The organism is Bhargavaea cecembensis (assembly GCF_001619585.1).
GTDB lineage: Bacteria > Bacillota > Bacilli > Bacillales_A > Planococcaceae > Bhargavaea > Bhargavaea cecembensis_A.
In genome coordinates this window covers 632,801-651,149 of the sequence record NZ_LQNT01000009.1, presented here as the reverse complement: position 1 = coordinate 651,149, position 18,349 = coordinate 632,801, and the positions used below count along the sequence as shown (strand labels likewise).

Sequence of the window (18,349 nt, the reverse complement as noted above, 5' to 3'; positions counted from 1 at the left end):
TGAAAGTTGGGAAAACAATGTCCAAAGCAGTCATTGTAAAAGATGTGAGCAAGCGCTACAAATTGTATAAGAAAAGCTCTGAACGTATCCTCGATCTGGTCATGCCGTGGAAGGAGTACGGAGAGGACTTTTTTGCTCTGAATGGTGTTTCTCTCGAAGTGGATCACGGAGAGATTGTCGGATTTATCGGCATTAACGGTTCCGGCAAGTCGACTCTTTCCAATATCATTGCGGGGATCATTCCGCCAACTTCCGGTGAAGTGATTGCAAATGGCAGCATCTCTCTTATTGCGGTTAATGCAGGCCTTGATAATAACCTTACCGGACGGCAGAATATCGAGCTTAAATTGCTGATGCTCGGATTCAGCAAAGCTGAAATTGATGAGATGGAAGAAGAAATCATCGAGTTTGCGGAGATTGAGAAATTCATCGACCAGCCGGTGAAATCCTATTCGAGCGGAATGAAATCGCGGCTTGGATTTTCAATCTCAGTCCGGGTCAATCCGGATATTCTAATTGTCGATGAAGCCCTATCTGTCGGAGACAAAGCTTTTTCGGAAAAGAGTCTTGCCAAGATGATGGAGTTTAAAGAACGGGGAAAGACGATGTTCTTTGTCAGCCACTCCTTAGGTCAGATGCGCAAGTTCTGCGACCGGATCGTCTGGCTTGAGTTCGGAACGATACGGGAAACCGGAGAAACCGAAGAAGTCCTGAAGCATTACGATGAGTTCATGAAGGACTATCAAAAAATGTCCAAAAAAGAACGTAACCGGTACAGGGAATCCGTGCTGGCAAAGCGCAGCAAGTCGAGCGGAAAGCCGGAGACCGCAGCGCATTGACTTGTGTTGAATAGCCAAGTTTGAACGATAACTATAAGAAGCAGTGGTTCTGGTTGCGGAAGGCGACCAGGACCACTGCTTTATTTTGCTGACATGCACCTCAATGGCTTTTCTTTTCTTCCCGGAATTCATCTTGGGCGTCTTTGACTACCTGCTCCAGCTGATTTCGCGGAACACCCCGCAGGTAATAGGCAACGGCAGCTTTGCCGATGGCGTATGTGCCTCCGCTGGCGATCGTTGCGCTGAGGGCCGAGCCGGCGCCGGGGAAGACAAGATTTGCAAACTTGGTGCCCTGCTGGGCGACCATCCGCAGGGTGAAGCCGGTGGCGCCGATCCCTCCGAGTGAAATCAGCAAGTCTCTTGCAGTCTTAAATTCCAATTCACGTCCGGACAGATAGGCGATGATCATCATCAACATTGACTGGAGCGTGAGGAGGACTGCGATATCCGAGGCGATGATCGGACTTAGGGCGACGGTGGCACTAAGAGCGGAGAAAATCCGGATAAAGCGCTCAGCAATTCGGGCTGCTACCCGGTTCAGCCGTACGGTCAGGCCGAGGTGGATGGCTGCCCGGACATCCAGGCTGTCCTCCAAAAAATCCAGCAGCTCCTCGATTCCTTTCCGCCCGTCAAATGAGATTTCCGGATTCTGATGTTCACCATCCGAGTCGGTACCCCATTCGATGTACGAGGAGACGGGGAGAATCGCGGTTGCCGTCAGCCCGTATTCGCTGAAGATTCGTTCCAGCTGATGGGCTTTCTCCGCAATCAGTTTAAGCTTGTCCTCCGGATACCGGTCGGGTTCCTTGATGCGGGACGGGTTGAGTTCATCGATATGCGTCAGGATTGCTATAAGCGGGAGGTCGCCGCCAGCCTTTTCCATCAGCTGTTTGGTCACGAGGACATCCTTGTCGATATGCGCCCGTTCCGTCGCTTTCTGCAGGAAGAGGAGCGCATCCGGCCGGAACTCGCGGATCACCCCGGCAAGTTCATCCTCCGCTTTTGTATCGAATGTTTCCGATTCTCCGATTCCGCGCGTGTCGATCACTTCAAAATACACCTGGCCGTCCGCCTCATAGGTGAACCGCCGGGCTTCTTTCGTGCCGATTTCCACATCGCTCACTTCAGCCAGGTATTTGCCGCTCATTGCATTGATGAGGCTGCTTTTTCCGACGCCGGTCCTTCCGACAAGTACGAAACGGGGCGGGCGTGGGTTTTTGAGCCCTTCAAGCAGGTCGTTCAAATCCTCATCATCTGTGATGGCATCGACCAGCTTCCTCCGCTGTTTTTCCGAGATCAGGTTCCCCGGGACTTTGTCAATCAGCTGTTCTATGTAATTGTTCAGGTTCCCGATATGGTGCAGGCGTTTCTGCATTTCCTCGAACTTGGAGTTCACGTCGTTTTCTCCTTCCTTGGAGCGCTGCGGTTTCTATTGTATACCCTTGATTACCGGAATCAGACATCGGGGTAAGAAAAGACCCTCCGGCAAGGTTGCCGGAGGGCCTGAATGCCGTCCTTACAAAGACACGTCTTGGGGTGACTGTCCTTTTTTGTTCATGACACGCATTGCATCGGGCCGGACTTTAAGAATGACAAGATTTGGATCGTCCGGGCCGTCAAAATAACCTTTGAGCGCGTCATTCCAGACTTTGTCGATCAGTCCTTCGTCGTCCGTAACCTCGGCAGTGCCCATGATCTCCAGATAATCATCGCCGAAGCCTTCGCCTTCATAGCCGATCAGGATATGTGTGTGCGGATTGGCCTCGAGCTCATCCACTTTGTCGGTCTGTTTCGAGGTCGCCGTGTATAAAGTGAAGCCATCGTTGAAGAATGTCATGTATCGGGTGAACGGCTTGCCGCCCTGGACGGTGGCCATTGTGCCGACCATGCTTTCGTCAAGTATTTTCTGTGCAGCTGCTTTTGTATCCATCCGGATCCCTCCCGTATTTGGAATTCCCTTTTTACTATTCCCTGAGGGATTCTAAATAAACGGTGAGGAGACGGCAGGAAGATCACTTTTTGCGGTCTTCGTAGAACACCTTGAAATCCGGATCCGGAATGCCGACGCCCAATTCACGGGCCTTATAATCACGGAGCAGCTCGAAGAACCGTTTGCTCAGGAACAGGAGGACCACCAGGTTGATGAATGTCGGGATGGCAGTCGTGATGTCGGCAAAGTACCATACGTATTTGCCCGGGAGCTCGTAGTATACCGCATAAATGACAAGCAGAAGTCCGGGCAGCGGGTAAACGAGTTGGAAAAACTTCAGTACTTTGCCTTTCAGAGATGCCTGCTCCGGCTTCCCGAAAACTTGGCGCAACAAAATCTCATAATAGGTGTACCAGCCGGTTGTCGTCGTCAGGCCGAACAGGAATACAGAAATGGTGATGATGTAGCGTCCGGCTTCACCGATGCCTTCCTCGAAAGCGGCCAGAGTAAGAGAGGCACCGTCCAGGCCGCTTGACCACATGCCGGTAATGATGATGGTAAGCGCGGTGACGGTACAGATGACAATCGTGTCAATAAAGACTTCGGCAGCGCCCCACATGCCCTGTTTAACCGGATGGTCGGTCTTTGCAGTAGAGTGGATCATCGGGGATGTTCCCCAGCCGGCTTCGTTGGAGTAGACTGCCCGGGCGACACCCATCTGGATGACCTGTGCAACGGCCGCACCGGTGAACCCGCCGACAGCCGCCATGCCGTTGAAGGCGCTGTCGAAGATCAGGCTGAAGACCGGCAGGATCTCTCCGGCGTTGGAGAAAATGATATATAGGCCGGCAACCAGATAGAACAGGCACATTGCGGGAATGAGTTTGGAAGCCGTTTCCCCGATCCGCTTGATTCCGCCAAGGATGATCAGATAGATTCCGAACACGTAGATAAGGGAAGACGGAATCAGGCCGAGTCCGAACGATGAATCAATCGCCTCTGCGACCGTATAGTTCTGAAGTGTGATGAAGAACGTCGAGAAGATGCCGAACCCGAACAGGAACGCCGGGATCCACCAGAACTTAAAGTTCTTTTCTTCTCCGAGTCCTTTCTGCATATAGTAGGTCGGTCCGCCATAGGGGTCGCCTTTTTCATCGGTGCTCCGATAGTGGACGGCGAGGGTGACTTCGACCATCTTCGTCATCATGCTGAAGAGGGCGGTCAGCCACATCCAGAAGACCGCACCGGGCCCCCCGACCGCAATTGCCGTTGCGACGCCTCCGATGTTTCCGACACCCACGCTGCCGCCGATTGCGGTGCTTACAGCCTGGAACGGTGTCAGAATCCCTTTTTCGGATTTGGAGCGGTCACGTTCCTCTTTCGAAAAGACTTTGCCGAATGTCGCTTTGAAAATATGCGGAAGATGAAAGAGCTGGAAGACCTTGCTTCCGACAGTAAAATACAGCGCCACGAACAGGACAGTGAAGATGAGCGGCAACCCCCATAGCCATCCCACGATCTTTTCTAATATGATATCCATTGACTTCCCCCTCGGTTTTTTAGCTCATTAGTCCGACCAATCGTTAATCAAGACCCAGAACTATAGTAGATTAGAGATTATAATAGCTTTTTTTGTCTATATACACAATGAATTCTGAACAATTCGTATATGTAATACATAAACAGGAAAATAGATGAACTATTAGATTACTTGTTTAGGGAAGGGCTTTGTTCCTAATTTTCAATACTCCTTCTTTTGCATTCCCATCTTGATCATGATCTCCTTGTGGCAATAGATGCAGCGAAGGCTGCTGTGATATACAGCGTGCCGGGCATTGTTGCAGGAACTGTTTCTTCCAGGATACAAGTCTGCAGTAGAGGCCGCCGCAGCCTCGATTGATATTTCGCAAAATGAAATAGATGACTTGGGATTCTAAGGGAGCAAGTAGAAAGAGGAACGACTTAGAGAGACAGTAATCATAGGTTCCATTTTGTGCCGGCAGACGTCGGTTTTTTATATTTTTATTAGTATTGATTCAAGATAAAGGGAGAAACAGGAAGTCAAAATGAATCTTAAGTCTCTTAAGAGCTGAGGGGATAGAGTTGTTTAGGTCTATCTCTTAAATGATATCGGGTATAAGTATCTAGGATTCTCCGGCGTATTGTCGAAAAATAGGGGTTTTTAATACCTTGAAAGTAGTGTATGCAGGTTCTAAAGTCCTGTTTTTTGGGTATCTTGATTTTGAATCTTCTTTGACAGTTCCCCCGTATAAATGGTATTCAATAGAGAGAAAGATTTAGAGAATGACAGGGATTTTCTCTGGAATGTGACGGATTGCCCATGATGTCCCGGAAATACCTGCGGTGGAGAGGCGGCAAGGCCAAATCACCAGACAGCAGTTATTTTAATAAAGCAAATTATAAAGGAGATGGATGAATTGTCAGGTATTATTCGCGTAACCCCTGCTGAACTGGAAGCTATGTCGAATCGCTACAATAACGAATCCGGAGAAATGGCTGCACAGATTGGCCGCCTCGATGGTATGATTTCCGAACTTACTTCCGTATGGGAAGGCGCTTCCAGCCGTGCATTCGCTGAACAGTACGAGCGCCTTAAGCCTCACTTCAATGAAATGCGTGACCTTCTGTCGGAAATTGGCGTGCAATTGAACCGCACTGGTCAAGCCCTCCGTGATGCGGACGAACAGATTGCCGGCCAAATCCGCGGGTAATCAGCTGTACTTTTTATATTTTGGAGCGCCTTTCAACTCACCGGAAGGCGCTCTTCCTTCATTATAATGGGGTGAACATATGTATATCGAAATTACTGTGGATCTGACCAACTATGATGGCGGTGTCTTCGACCTTCGGCTGTCGGATTATCACACAATGAAGAAAATGGTGGAAATCGCCCGCCAGGCAAAGGGCGTAACCAAATACCAACGAGAAGGGCATTGGGTCAGGATTGTTAATAAAAATCGGGTAGTCCCGGGCCATGTGTCTATGGCAAAATGCGGAATCCAGACCGGAGACCGTTTGGAAATTCTATAATCGTTGAGCAACCCATCATACATACACAGTTTGAACTTAGCAAAGGGGCAGACGGAAATGGCAATCGATAAACAATCGCTTTCATATATGGAGAAACTGTTGGATGCTGACATTCAACATGGGAACCATTACAGTTCGTTCGTTTTCCAGACCGAACGGATCGGGATGAACAAAGAAGCAGAAATTTCATTTCTTGCCGCCTCTGATCCGGTCATCCGGAAAGAGATCGACCTGAGCGGTGACGAACTGATGATCACCGCAATCTTTCCGGAGCGCTTTAACCGCTTTGAGACACTTCTTGGAGAAGACGAGAAGACAAGATGGATGTTTGCCGGAAAGCTAGTCGACCTGGCGGAACAGTATAGCAAAGGCCGGTTGCATCCAGTTGTGAGCCCGGAGAATATTGTCATAGACAGCAGTATGACACCACACTTTCTTCATCTTGGCGTGACGGACAGCCTGCCGCCGGAATCTCCGGATCCGGTCCGTATATGGCAGGAAACGAAAGCCGTGATTGCTGTTGTGGTAGATGGGACACGGAAATTTGAAGATTATCTTCATCACCACGATACACTCGATCTGAAACCCCAGGCTGCAGCTGTTATGTCTGCAGCGGATCCGGATGCACTCAGGGTTCTGATCGATGGAATGATAGAAGATGTTAACAGGCGGGAGAGGGAGAATATCCGGCTTCCAAAGAAAAAGTGGAAAACCGCGAAAATCCTAGGAATTGTTTCCGGCGCACTCCTCGTTCCTTCGCTCGCGTTCACCTTTTATACATTTATCTATGAAAAACCGAAGGCAGCTGCAATCAACGCAGCCCACCAAGCGTATCTGTCGATGAATTACAGCAATACCGTGACCGAGTTATCCGATTATAAACCGGACAGCCTGCCATATGTCTCGCTTTATGAGTTGGCAGATTCCTATGTCATCAATGAAAGGTTGACAGAGGAGCAGAAGGAGAATATCCGGACTAATATTACATTGAAAACAGATGAAAATTACTTGAAATACTGGGTGTTGATCGGCCGAAACGAAGCAGAGGAAGCAGTAGATATCGCACGTGCGATGGAAGATCCTGTTCTCTTGGCGTATGGTCTTGCCATCCGTCAGGAACAGATCCGGGCGGATAAGGAACTTAGCGGACAAGAGAAGCAGGAACAGATCGCAGAAATCGACAAGGAGCTCGAAGAAATCCAGAAGGCGATGGATGAAATCAAACAGACATCGGGAGAAGGCATGGTTACGGAAGAGGAAGGAACGGAAAAGTCTTCCGGAAAAACCGGGGACTCCGAAAATTCCATACAGTCGGATGACGAAGCATCGTCCGACAAGGCAGAGGAAAAGTCAGAAGCAAATAGATCTGAAAAAAAGCCAACTGAAGAATCCGAAGAACCGGGCGATGGATCCGGGGAAAAAAGCGGTTCATAATCCGTTTGAAGAAAGAGGTGAATTGAATTATGCAGCAATTGTGGATTCATTACTCGGAGTATTATCAAAAAATGGACTTCGATGAATATACCGTTAAACGGATGTCAATCGGGCCTTCCGCCGATCACACACTGACAGTGAATGATTTCCCGTTCGCCAATGGCACTATCACACTTGAGGGCGGAGATGACGGTTACCGTGTCAGTGACAAACAGGGGGAGATCGGTTTTTTAAGAATCGGACAACAGTTGACTGCTCTGCAGAAAGGCCGATCACTGAACTTGTCGATTACTCCGGCCCCGCGCAGAAGCGAGTGCTATTATATCGGCTTTGAGAACCAGCTGATTTTTGGAGCGGGAAAGCAGGAAGCAACAGTTAATGTAACCGGCACAGATATTCCGGGAGATGGAAAGGAATTTATTCTGCTGAAAGGTTCAGACGGCTGGAGTGCTGATGTAGAGTTTGGCTGCCCGTTCTATCTGAATGGGAAGAAAACGTCAGGGACGGTTCAGCTCAGGGCAGGAGATATCATCCAGTGGCTAAGGGTGGAAATCTGTTTCATGGATCATGACATGATCGGAATATCTTCTCCGTATGAATACCGGACTTCACTCCCTGTATTTGAAGAGCCCGAGTCCGAAGTGAAGAAAACTTACCCGACCTACAGGCGTACCCCGCGTCTCATCCATCAGGCGCCTGACGATAAAGTATCACTATCTTTCCCGGTACAGGAACACCCGGATGAGGGCAGGGGGCTCTGGCTCGTCATCCTCCCGCCTCTTGTCATGCTGATTGTCATGTCTCTGGTTGTGATCTTTATTCCGCGGGGATTGTTCATCCTCATTTCCATTTCCATGTTCACCGTGACCATCATCACTTCCACCGTACAATACTTCAAAGAACGAAAGCGCCGGAAGCTACAGGAAGAAAAGCGCCGGAGAGTTTACAAGGCTTATCTGGAAAATATGCGCGAAGAGCTTCATGAACTGCGTGAGCGGCATCAGACCATGCTTGACTATCACTTCCCACCGTTCAGTGAGGTGAAGCGGCTAACGGAAGGATTGTCAGGGAGGATATGGGAAAAAACGCGCGATAATGCGGATTTTCTCCACTTCAGATTAGGGACGGGTACAGTGCCGGCAAGCTACAGCTTGTCACTTTCCGCGGGAGATCTTGCCAACCGGGAAGTCGATGATCTCATTGAACAGTCAAAACGGATGGAGGATGTGTACAGGGAGCTTCAGAACGCTCCGATCACCGCGGACCTGTCCAAAGGGATCATTGGGATGTTCGGTAAAGAGGAAGTTATCCGTAAGGAAATCGGACAGATTATCGGCCAATTGTCCTTTTTCCACAGTTATCACGACGTCCGCTTCATCTATGTATTCGACAATAGCCGATATGGAGAAATGGAATGGATGAAATGGCTGCCGCACTTCCAACTGCCCCATATGAACGCAAAGGGACTGATCCACGATGAACGGACGCGTGATCAGCTGTTGGGGTCGTTATATGAAATTTTGAGAGAACGTGACAACGACGAAAACAAAGGCAAGGTGCGTTTTGCACCTCACCTTGTATTCATCGTTTCCGATTATAAGCTGCTGTCCGAACATATCATCATGGAGTTTCTTGAAGGGAAGGACCATGAAGCATTGGGCATTTCCGTCATCTTCACGGCCAATGCAAAGGAACGGATCACGGAAAATGTACATATGCTTGTCCGGTACGTTAACGACCGCGAAGGTGACATTCTCATCCGGGATGGCATCGCCGCTGACACCAGATTTAGACTGGATGTGCAGGATACAGCCGGAAATGAGCATTTCGCGAGAATGCTGAAGACGCTGGATCATCAGACCGGTGTCACAAACTCCTTGCCTTCAATGGTCAGTTTCCTCGACATGTACGGCGTGACGGACGCGGATGATCTGAAGATTGCAGAAAATTGGAATACAAACGAGTCGGCACGCTCTCTGGCAGCTCCGGTCGGATACAAGGGCCGCGAGGATCTGATTGAACTGAACCTCCATGAGAAGGCCCACGGACCGCACGGACTTTTGGCGGGGACGACGGGTTCAGGTAAGTCAGAGTTTCTGCAGACGTATATTCTTTCGCTTGCGGTGAAGTTCCATCCGCATGAAGTCGCGTTCCTGCTCATCGACTACAAAGGCGGAGGGATGGCACAGCCATTCCGGAACATTCCCCATCTGCTGGGAACCATCACCAACATCGAAGGAAGCAGGAACTTCAGTGATCGGGCGCTTGCCTCGATCAAGAGTGAATTAAAGCGGCGGCAGCGCCTTTTTGACCGGCACACCGTCACTCATATCGATGAGTACACTGAACTCTACAAAAATGGCGAGGCCCAGGAACCAATGCCGCACCTGTTTCTCATTTCGGATGAATTTGCCGAGCTGAAGACAGAGGAGCCGGAATTCATCCGTGAACTTGTCAGTGCGGCCCGAATCGGCCGAAGTCTGGGAGTTCACCTGATTCTTGCGACTCAGAAGCCGGGCGGCATCATCGACGACCAAATCTGGAGTAACGCAAGATTCAGGATCGCCCTTAAAGTACAGGATGCCTCCGATAGCAAAGAAATCCTCAAAAATGGGGATGCGGCGAATATCACGGAGACCGGCCGCGGCTATCTCCAGGTCGGGAACAATGAAGTGTATGAACTGTTCCAGTCTGCCTGGAGCGGGGCGCCATACCAGAATGAAACGCACGACGGAGAAGATGAAGTGGCGATTGTCACCGACCTGGGATTGGAACCACTGACCGGCCTGTCGGCTGTCGTGAAGGGAAGGCGGAACGGGTTGACGGAAATCGATGCCGTGACAGCTTCGATTGCATCGACAGCAGATGAGCTTGGCATCCGGAAGCTCCGGAGCCCTTGGCTGCCGCCGCTGCCTGACCGGCTTGCGAATCCTGGCACCCGCCAATATGATGGCGCCGGATTCGCAATCGCCATCATCGACGAGCCGGAAAAGCAGAGCCAGCGGGCAGTCGGCTATAACCCGATGGAAGACGGAAACGTAGGGATTTTCGGTTCTGCGGGTTATGGGAAGTCCTACACACTTCAGTCCCTACTGTTGGGGATTGCACAAAGCATGACGCCGGAAGAGGTTCATCTTTATCTTCTCGACTATGGCAACGGCACACTGCTTCCTCTCCGGCAGCTTCCACATACTGCAGATTATCTGACTCTTGATGAGGAATTGAAGCGGGAGAAATTGATCCGGATGATCCGGGCGGAAATCGGCAAGAGAAAGATCTTGTTCCAGCAGGCCGAGGTCAGCTCCATCCAAATGTACAATCGGATTTCGGAGCAGCCTCTCCCGCTCATCTATCTTGCAATCGATAACTACGACATCATCCGCGATGAGCTGGAGGAACTGGAGCTGCAGATGAGCCAGTTCAGCCGTGACGGCTCGGCTTTGGGGATCCACCTCCTGCTGACGGCGACACGCCCTCAGTCAGTTCGCCATCATCTGATGAATAATCTGAAGATGAAAATTGTCCATTACCTGATGGATTCATCTGAAATGTATGGCATGATCGGGCGCCCGCCGTTTACGCCGGAGCCTTTCCCGGGCCGGGCGATCATCAAAACGGAATCAGCGATGTTCGGCCAGATGTTCCTTCCGGCAGACGGGCCGGATGATTTTGGCGTCTTGAACGGGGTCAAGGAACGGGTCCGGAATCTCCGGATGAGGTATGCGGAACAAAACGGCCCCGATCCGATTCCGATGTTGCCGTCAGAACTCTCGGTCGACCGCTTTGACGTACTTGTCGGGCAACCGGCTGCAGCGGGAATTATTCCGATTGGTCTGGACGAAGAGTCTGTCCTGCCGGTGTCCGTGGACTTCAGAAAGCATCGTCATCTTCTGATGGTCGGCCTGCCTGGCAAGGGCAAAACCAATGCGATGAAACTGTTGATCCGGACGGCCGCGAAACAGGGGACAGGCCCGGTCGCTGTATTCGACTCATTCGAGCGAGGATTATCGGAATTCGCGCAGCATCCGGAAATCATGTATGCAGAAACCAAAGAGCAGCTGGAAGAATGGATTACCGAGGCGGAAGGTTATCTGCAGGAGGCAGAAACGGCCTATGTCGCAGCCGTTCAGACCGGTCTTCCTTTCAGCCCGATTCCTGTGTACCTGTTTATCGACGGTTACTCGAGGTTCATGCAGACCGCGGATGCCCGCATTCAGGATCGGCTGGTAAAACTGATGAAAAACTATGGGCACCTCGGCTTCAACGTGGCCGTGTCAGGAAACAATGCCGAGTTCACGAAAGGCTACGATGCATTTACTAATGAATTGAAACTCGTTCGCCAGGCACTTGTATTCATGAAGAAGTCTGAGCAGACACTCTTCAACGTTCCATATGAACGGAAGGAAGCCGAGCTCCCAGCCGGCTTTGCACACTACATCCTGAACGGGAACAGCACGAAGATCATGATCCCGTTATGCATACTGGAGAAGGAGAACGTACGATGAAAAGCAATGTAAAAAAAGCAGCGACGATCATTGGGGGAATCATCGCCATCCTCGCGTTGCCTGTCCTGTTCTTTGGATTCATGTCGGGCAGCTTCACATCTTTCGCCGAGCCGGCTGAACGGACAATCGCAGTAGTCAACGAGGACTTGGGCAGTGAACGGGAAGAGCAGAAAATCGAGATGGGCAAGGAAGTACTATCCATCCTCTCCGAAGACTCTGATTACAACTGGGAAGTGACCGGCAGGGGGGCTGCGGAAAGCGGTCTTAAATCAAACCGGTACGATGCCGTCCTGTACATCCCGTCCGACTTTTCGTTGAACATCATGTCCTATGATGAACAGAATCCACAAAAGGCAGAATTCAATTACACCATCCAGCAGCAGAAGAACGCGGACTCCAAGAAAAATGCATTAAAGGAGATTGAGCGCGCGACGGATCGCGTAAACAGCAGGGTCTCAACGATGTACTGGAGCTATGTCGCAATCGAAATGGACCACATCAAGAAGGAGTTCGCATCGATTTTGGACAAGGAAAGCGAGTTCCTCGATGCAATGGTTGCTTACTACGATCCAGGTTCTTCCGAACTTGCGGATGTCATGCAACAGCAGCGCGAACAGATGGAACAATTGAGGGAAACCATTGAAGGTGCATCAGAGCAGGACCACGCTGCTCGTGTCGATCATGTAGAAGCGTTCAAGACAGAACTTTCAACTTTCCTGCAGAACGTCCAGTCCTATCAGGCATTCCAGGTTGAACAGCGCGGAGTCCTTGAAGAACTGCAATCAAATAATATTGCCAAAATCCAAGAGATGGCTGCCGGACAGGCAGCTGAATATGAGGAAACCGTCCGCCGCCTAAAGGATAACAACGGTCAATTGGCTGCGGAATTGGAAAAAGTGAACAAACAGATTGCCCTCAATCAGGAGAAGTTCAGTGATCTTGAGCAAGTCCGCCTCAAACAGGCAGAACGGCAGGCCGAAGAAATTCTTGCACTCCAGGGAACGGCGATTGATGAGTATAACGACACATTGATCGGCACCCTCCAGAAGAATCTAAAAGACGGAGCGGGCTCCAAGATCCCTGCGGCTCCTAAAGTTGATGGCCTGCCTGATATTACAGTTTTCGAAGACATCAAGGCAGAACTGGAACGGCTTGCAAATGCGCAGGAAAAGGAAGAACCGGCACCTCCGGAACAACCTGAACCGGAAGCACCGGAGGAAGGCGGAGGCCTGCCTTCCCTGGAGGAAGAAAAGGAAACGATCACTGCTCTGGCGGCGTCAATTGATGGCCTGAAACAGCAGATCGTGGAAGAACAGCCTGAATCGGATATCCCTGCCCAACTTGATGAATTGTCCGGCAAACTAACAGATGTAAACGAATCAATCGGGGAAAAGGAAGAAGAAGCCGGATCGGAAGAAAATGGCGACGGCAATGGTAACGGCAACGGCAATGGCAATGGCAATGGCAATGGCAATGGCAATGGTAACGGTAACAGTGAAGGAGAAGGTAAGGATAACGCGGTGAAGGTTGCAGCCGGCTATTACAGTGATCTTTACGCCGCCTATGAAAGTCTGTTGGCGATCTATTCGGAGACGAAACTCTACCTTGAGGAATATCCGGAAAACACGGTTGCCATTGTCAGGGAGATTGAACGGAAGGAAGCGGGACTGCTTGAGTTGGACACCCTCTCCCCGGAACGGAAGAAGGAACTGAAAGGGCTGTTCAAGCAGGCGCCGGCAGCCAAAGATCTCGATTCACTCCTTGCCTACTATGCGACCTTGGAGCAGATGGCGTTTACGTTGGATGACCGCAAGGACGGACGCCAACAGAGGAAAGAGGAAGTGCTGAAGGATGAAATCATCCGGACTCTGACAAAGAACATAGCAGCACTCAAGGAAGAGGAAAAGCTCCAATGGGCAAAGGTCAGCGAAGGGCTTCCTGAGACCGGAGCCCGTGTTGAAGAATGGAATTCCTCGTTTACCGCAATCGTCTCCGGCTATGAGGAGTCCGTTGGCATGCAGCATATGAAACTTCTCGAGAACCTGCAGTCAATCGGCGATCAGGCAGATTCCCTTTTAACGCAACTTCGCGAACCAGGAACCCGACTTCCGGGCAGTGAACCGGAAATCCCATCAAATGAAAATGACCTCGTATCTAACCAGCAAAACATCGGCATGCAACTCGTCAGCCTGAGTTCTACAGTAAGTGCGGTTTCCGAGCGTCAGGACAGCATTGTCAACTACGCACGAGAATTGCAGGGCAAGGCGGAAGGTTTCGAAAGCGCGACTGATTCGTACAGTGGAAAATGGCGTCAGAACTTAGAGGCAATTACAGCATTCAGTGATGATGTATCCAGTTTCCTCGATAATACTTATGTGGACGGGCAGGAGAACGGATACGTGTTTGATCATCTAACCAATCCGCTCAGCGTCCGCGGAGAAGCGATCGCAGGGGAAGAGATGAAGAAGGTACCGCCGGCCATTCTATATGTCATCCTGCTGATCAGCAGTCTGGCCATTGGCTTCTTCAGCCATAAAATGCGAGAAGGTACCCCGCTGCTCAGGACAGGGATGCTGGCGCTTCTGGGAGGAATCACAGGGCTGATCATTAGCTTGTACAGTGTGAATATGTACGCTCTCAATGATCAGCGTGCAGTCGAATGGACGCTTTTCACTATCCTGATCGTCATTGCGGGATCTGCACTAATCAGCACGGCACTGGATTCGGCTGAGACAGCAGGGTGGATCGCGGCAATTGCGCTCATCTGTCTCTATATCGCCCCGTTGCTGAAATTAGGCGTGCCGGAAGCCGATATTCCGGATATTCTTTCGCCGGTCTACATGTCCATCAAGTATGATCCGGTCACGCTGTTTGATTCTGGTGCAGCAATCGCCGGGATTGCTGCAGCGGTGCTGCTTATTGCGGCATGGCTTGTAAAAAGATGGCGCACCGGTGAAACCGTCATTCAGGAAGAATCGTATGAAAGTTAAGCTAGCCGGAGCCATTCTTCTCGCAATCACCTTATCTGCGGCGGCTGTTCCGGCATACGCAAATACAGAGGATGATCCGGCTGATTCGCTTGAATCGCTCGAATACAAGTCACTTCCCTTTAGGAAGAAGACCGAATATCTGCACGACAGCAGGAAGGTAGAGATGAAGAACACGCTGACTGAGTCACGGATCAACCTTGATTTTTCCGAACCGGTCCGGTTCAGATCCCCGATAGAAGTGGAGGACCTGTTCCTCGAAGCGGGGCGTCCCGAAACGGGGACGGCGGCCGCGAAGGCTAAGGAATTAGGCCTGTTTAGTTCGCCGGCAGAAAAATCGCCGGCGCGGCCTAGTCAGTCGGTGGAGGTACCGGATGGATCTGCGGATAGCAGCAGTATCCGTACTTATATCTTTATCAGCCTGATCGGTGCGGCGATGCTAGGTCTCTTCGGCCTTATGATCCCCGCGCTGCTGAAGAGCGGCACCAAGGAAGTACCAAGAGCAAGGCACAAGGAAGAAACGGAGGGGAAGCATGCATGATCTCGTATTATCAGATGCTTATGGAGGAAAAGCGGCAACAGATCAGGCGGCTGAACAGCTGCAGGGGGGAACTGCAGGGGAAACAGGGCGAATTTCAGCAGAATGAGCTGAAGTGCATGGAGCCCGAGCTGACGCCGAAGACATGGCATGGAAATCTTGCCTCGGCCTTTGATGAAATCAGGGAAACCGGCATCAAGACACCCTACCAGGATGTGTCCGGCCCTCAATTTGATGCCGCTTATACGGCCATCTCCGTGAAAATTGGTGAGCTTGAAGCAGAGATCGCCTCGCTCGAATCCATCGTCGCCCAATTGCGCGCTGCGGAGGCCGCGGAAAGAGCGGCTAATTCGCGATAAGGAGGATCACCGATGACAGAAATCAAAATGGTCTATGAGGAAATCCATCCTGTGATCGATGAGCTGTCGGGAAAAGCGAATGCACTGGAACCGTCGGCCCCCGAACCGATCTCGGGGAACACATTGGATGTGGCCGATAAGCTGAACGACCTGATGACCCATCTTGAGCAGATGCTTGTCAAGTACAGGACCGTCCTTCAGACAAATATTGAGACCACAAAGAAATCCGTAGAGTTCATGGAAGAGACCGACAACCAGGTGGCAACCGCCATCGACGGAAGCGGCGGGTCCTCCGGCGGCCCCGCGCCGCACAGAAACGGTCCTGTGCCGATCCGATAAGGAGGGGAGGAAAATCCGATGAAGATATTGGACGTTACACCGCTCCAGGAAGGGCTTGCCCGAAATCAGGAGACACTGACCCGGCTGCAGAATGAGATGGATGCCATCCGGACTGCTGCCCAGCAGCTCTCAGATCTCGGAAACTCCCTGACCGGAGGGGGAGGAGAAGCGATTAAAGCATTCTACCGGGAATGCCATCTGCCACTGCTTGAGACATTTGCAGATTTCAAAAGTACGTTTGAGACGACCATGAACCGCATCAAATCCGCACAAGAAGCGCTCGAGCCGGCACCCGCCGGCTACATCATGGAGAGCTTTCTTGAAGGAGAAGTCGAAACCGGATTGACGACCGTCTCTACGACCACCTCGAACCTTACTTCAGACGCAAATGGCATCATGGACTCCGTTGCTGACATCGTCGCGCTTCCTCACTTGGACGACAGCGAAGTCCAGGAAGGCGTCCGGGATGCCAGGAAGAAGAAGAACGACACGGTCACCGACCTGAATGAATTCGATTCCACACAGACCAATTCGCTGACTTCCATCGAAAATGACATACTGCGGATGGAACTCTGGGTGCTGGATCTGGAAGGCGCCATGCAGGACGGGCTGTCTCCGGTGGACTTCCCTGCGGCAGATTGGGCGGCATTTGCCGACGTCCATCCGCTGAATACCGGGCAGAATCATGTGCCGATGGAGACGGAGACGGTCGAGGAAAAGGAAGAGTCCGGAGAGTCCGGGGATGTTGCCGGCACAACTGTAAATATGGCGAGTCTTTCAAAAGCGGTTCAGTCAGCTGCCGGTGTAGTAAGTGATTTGGGTACGGCTGACAGCTTCGGTTCTGCTTGGGCTCTGTTCAGGGCAGGAAGGAACGGGGGCATCACGACATCGCAACATCGTCTTTCAAGAGGAGGGACAGGATACCGTATTAATGCGACGCCTCAGGCGATGCAACGACTTAATATCCCATATAGCTCGAGAGATGTGCGTGACGGTACGGTTATGTTGAAGTATGCGACGACCAAGCCGGGACAAAGCGGCTGGTCTTCCGCAGGGGAGCGTGCCAAGACAGCTCATCCGTCCCTTGATAAGTTTGCCGGAACACAGACAACACCTGGTCAGAAAGCAAAGGTAGTGGGTACAGCAACCATTAAGGGAACGACAGACGCTTTCAAAGACCTGGTGGACGTCAAGGGGGTCCGGGACGAATTCAAGCGAGTTCCACAGGGCGGCAAGGTAAATGCTACCAGTGGGATCATCCGCGGGGCAGGAAAGGTTCTCGGCCCTGTCGGCGCGGCTTTCAGCTACAACACGAACTTGCAGAGTGCTACAGCGACCGGTCTAAGCGGAACAGATGCGCATGCAAAGGCTGCAAAAGATACGGCAATCGATACGGCTGTCGGGGGTGCTGTCCAGGCAGGGTTCACTGCCGCCGGTACCGCACTGATTCCGATTCCGGGTGTCGGAACGGCTGTCGGCATGGCTGCCGGAATCGGGGCGAACTTGCTGCTTAATATGGAAATCGGTGATTCCGGTAAATCGGCCATGGACCATATCAAAGGATGGTTCAGCTAAATGAAAGAGTCTTTGGCTAACGAAGAATTTCGAAATTATGCAGTGCTCCGGTTGCCGATTGAATCCGGCAGGCAGAGTCCTCAGAACCTCGCAGGCAATATGCTGTTGGCCTCGTTTCTCCAGGCCGGTCTGTTTGCGGCGGAGTATTATATCGTCGGATATTCGTCCGGCCATCCATGGAAGGAGCAGGTCCTGACGGGCCACTTCTGGTTTACCGCCATTCTGATCGCCCTGTCACTGCTATACTCGTTTCCTGCTGTCTACAGGAGAAGCGAGAAGCTGCAGTACCTGATCAGTATTCTGGTTTCCCAAAACCTGTTTGGCATCACGTTTTATATTTGTGCGATGTTCGTTGCGACCAGGGGGACCGAAGCTTCAGCGGAATCAATGGTGAACTTTACATGGATCAGTCTCCTGATTGGGCTGCTGGTGTTCCTGTTGGTATTTGTAAGGCTGATACGGAAAATCCGCCGGGGAGATTACCGGGAGGGATCCCGCCAAGAAGAGATGCGCGAGCAGTTCGAGTACAAAAGTTATATTCCTGCTGCTACTATGGCGGGGCTGGGGATTTTCTTTGTCCTGCAATATGTGATCAGGCAGAACGGGTGGACGGATTTCGGCAGTCTGTTATTTGCCCTTATCGGATTTGGGCTATTCTATGCGATGCTGTTTGTTTTGCCGGAGCAACTGGTCATCCTGTACTGCAAATTCCGGTTCAGGTGCTTCAACTACAACGGCGGTTCAGGATCCCGCATGACTGAGGGACGGTTTTGAGTAAAGTAATTGCAGATT

14 protein-coding genes are annotated in these 18,349 nt (G+C 51.2%); 11 read left to right on the top strand and 3 right to left on the bottom strand.

From position 1 onward, the window contains the following. Positions 1-17: 17 nt before the first annotated feature. Positions 18-839 (top strand): teichoic acids export ABC transporter ATP-binding subunit TagH, encoded by an 822-nt coding sequence (gene tagH / locus AV656_RS06860; protein ID WP_063181293.1) that lies wholly within the window; start codon positions 18-20, stop codon positions 837-839. A gap of 100 nt (positions 840-939) precedes the next feature. On the opposite strand, the gene AV656_RS06855 is transcribed toward tagH, so the two are convergent. The 3 genes from AV656_RS06855 to AV656_RS06845 form a co-directional block, all read right to left on the bottom strand. After that, entirely contained in the window at positions 940-2,235 is a 1,296-nt protein-coding gene (locus AV656_RS06855; protein ID WP_063180168.1) for a GTPase family protein, read from the bottom strand. 120 nt (positions 2,236-2,355) lie between these two features. Beyond that, complete coding sequence (locus AV656_RS06850) at positions 2,356-2,769, bottom strand: pyridoxamine 5'-phosphate oxidase family protein (RefSeq protein WP_063180166.1); 414 nt, start codon at positions 2,767-2,769, stop codon at positions 2,356-2,358. Positions 2,770-2,851: 82 nt separating this feature from the next. Next, a complete protein-coding gene (locus AV656_RS06845) occupies positions 2,852-4,309 on the bottom strand; it encodes an alanine/glycine:cation symporter family protein (RefSeq protein WP_063180164.1) in 1,458 nt (485 codons plus the stop codon). A gap of 898 nt (positions 4,310-5,207) precedes the next feature. On the opposite strand from AV656_RS06845, the gene AV656_RS06840 reads away from it, so the two are divergent. The 10 genes from AV656_RS06840 (at position 5,208) to AV656_RS06795 (ending at position 18,331) form a co-directional block, all read left to right on the top strand. Further along, a complete protein-coding gene (locus tag AV656_RS06840) occupies positions 5,208-5,501 on the top strand; it encodes a WXG100 family type VII secretion target (protein ID WP_063180162.1) in 294 nt (97 codons plus the stop codon). Between the two features lie 79 nt (positions 5,502-5,580). Continuing rightward, positions 5,581-5,820 carry an EsaB/YukD family protein gene (locus tag AV656_RS06835; protein ID WP_063180160.1) on the top strand — a complete coding sequence of 80 codons (240 nt, stop codon included), beginning with the start codon at positions 5,581-5,583 and terminating at the stop codon, positions 5,818-5,820. Between the two features lie 57 nt (positions 5,821-5,877). Further along, complete coding sequence (gene essB, locus AV656_RS06830; RefSeq protein ID WP_063180158.1) at positions 5,878-7,254, top strand: type VII secretion protein EssB; 1,377 nt, start codon at positions 5,878-5,880, stop codon at positions 7,252-7,254. Between the two features lie 29 nt (positions 7,255-7,283). Continuing rightward, complete coding sequence (gene essC / locus AV656_RS06825) at positions 7,284-11,759, top strand: type VII secretion protein EssC (RefSeq protein ID WP_063180156.1); 4,476 nt, start codon at positions 7,284-7,286, stop codon at positions 11,757-11,759. Continuing rightward, positions 11,756-14,749 carry a type VII secretion protein EsaA gene (gene esaA / locus AV656_RS06820; protein WP_063180153.1) on the top strand — a complete coding sequence of 998 codons (2,994 nt, stop codon included), beginning with the start codon at positions 11,756-11,758 and terminating at the stop codon, positions 14,747-14,749. Before essC ends, esaA begins: the two co-directional genes overlap by 4 nt. Next, positions 14,739-15,287, top strand: a complete 549-nt coding sequence (locus tag AV656_RS06815; protein ID WP_063180151.1) for a type VII secretion EssA family protein — start codon at positions 14,739-14,741, stop codon at positions 15,285-15,287. The genes esaA and AV656_RS06815 overlap by 11 nt, the downstream gene beginning before the upstream one ends. Continuing rightward, on the top strand, positions 15,284-15,643 hold the full coding sequence (locus AV656_RS06810; protein WP_063180149.1) for a YwqH-like family protein: 360 nt from the start codon (positions 15,284-15,286) through the stop codon (positions 15,641-15,643). The genes AV656_RS06815 and AV656_RS06810 overlap by 4 nt, the downstream gene beginning before the upstream one ends. 12 nt (positions 15,644-15,655) lie before the next feature. Next, positions 15,656-15,982: a YwqI/YxiC family protein gene (locus tag AV656_RS06805; protein ID WP_063180146.1), complete on the top strand. Its 327-nt coding sequence runs from the start codon at positions 15,656-15,658 to the stop codon at positions 15,980-15,982. An 18-nt stretch (positions 15,983-16,000) separates the two neighbouring features. Next, entirely contained in the window at positions 16,001-17,557 is a 1,557-nt protein-coding gene (locus tag AV656_RS06800) for a ribonuclease YeeF family protein (RefSeq protein WP_063180144.1), read from the top strand. After that, positions 17,558-18,331 carry a hypothetical protein gene (locus tag AV656_RS06795; protein WP_063180142.1) on the top strand — a complete coding sequence of 258 codons (774 nt, stop codon included), beginning with the start codon at positions 17,558-17,560 and terminating at the stop codon, positions 18,329-18,331. It abuts the gene before it with no gap. Positions 18,332-18,349: the final 18 nt, after the last annotated feature.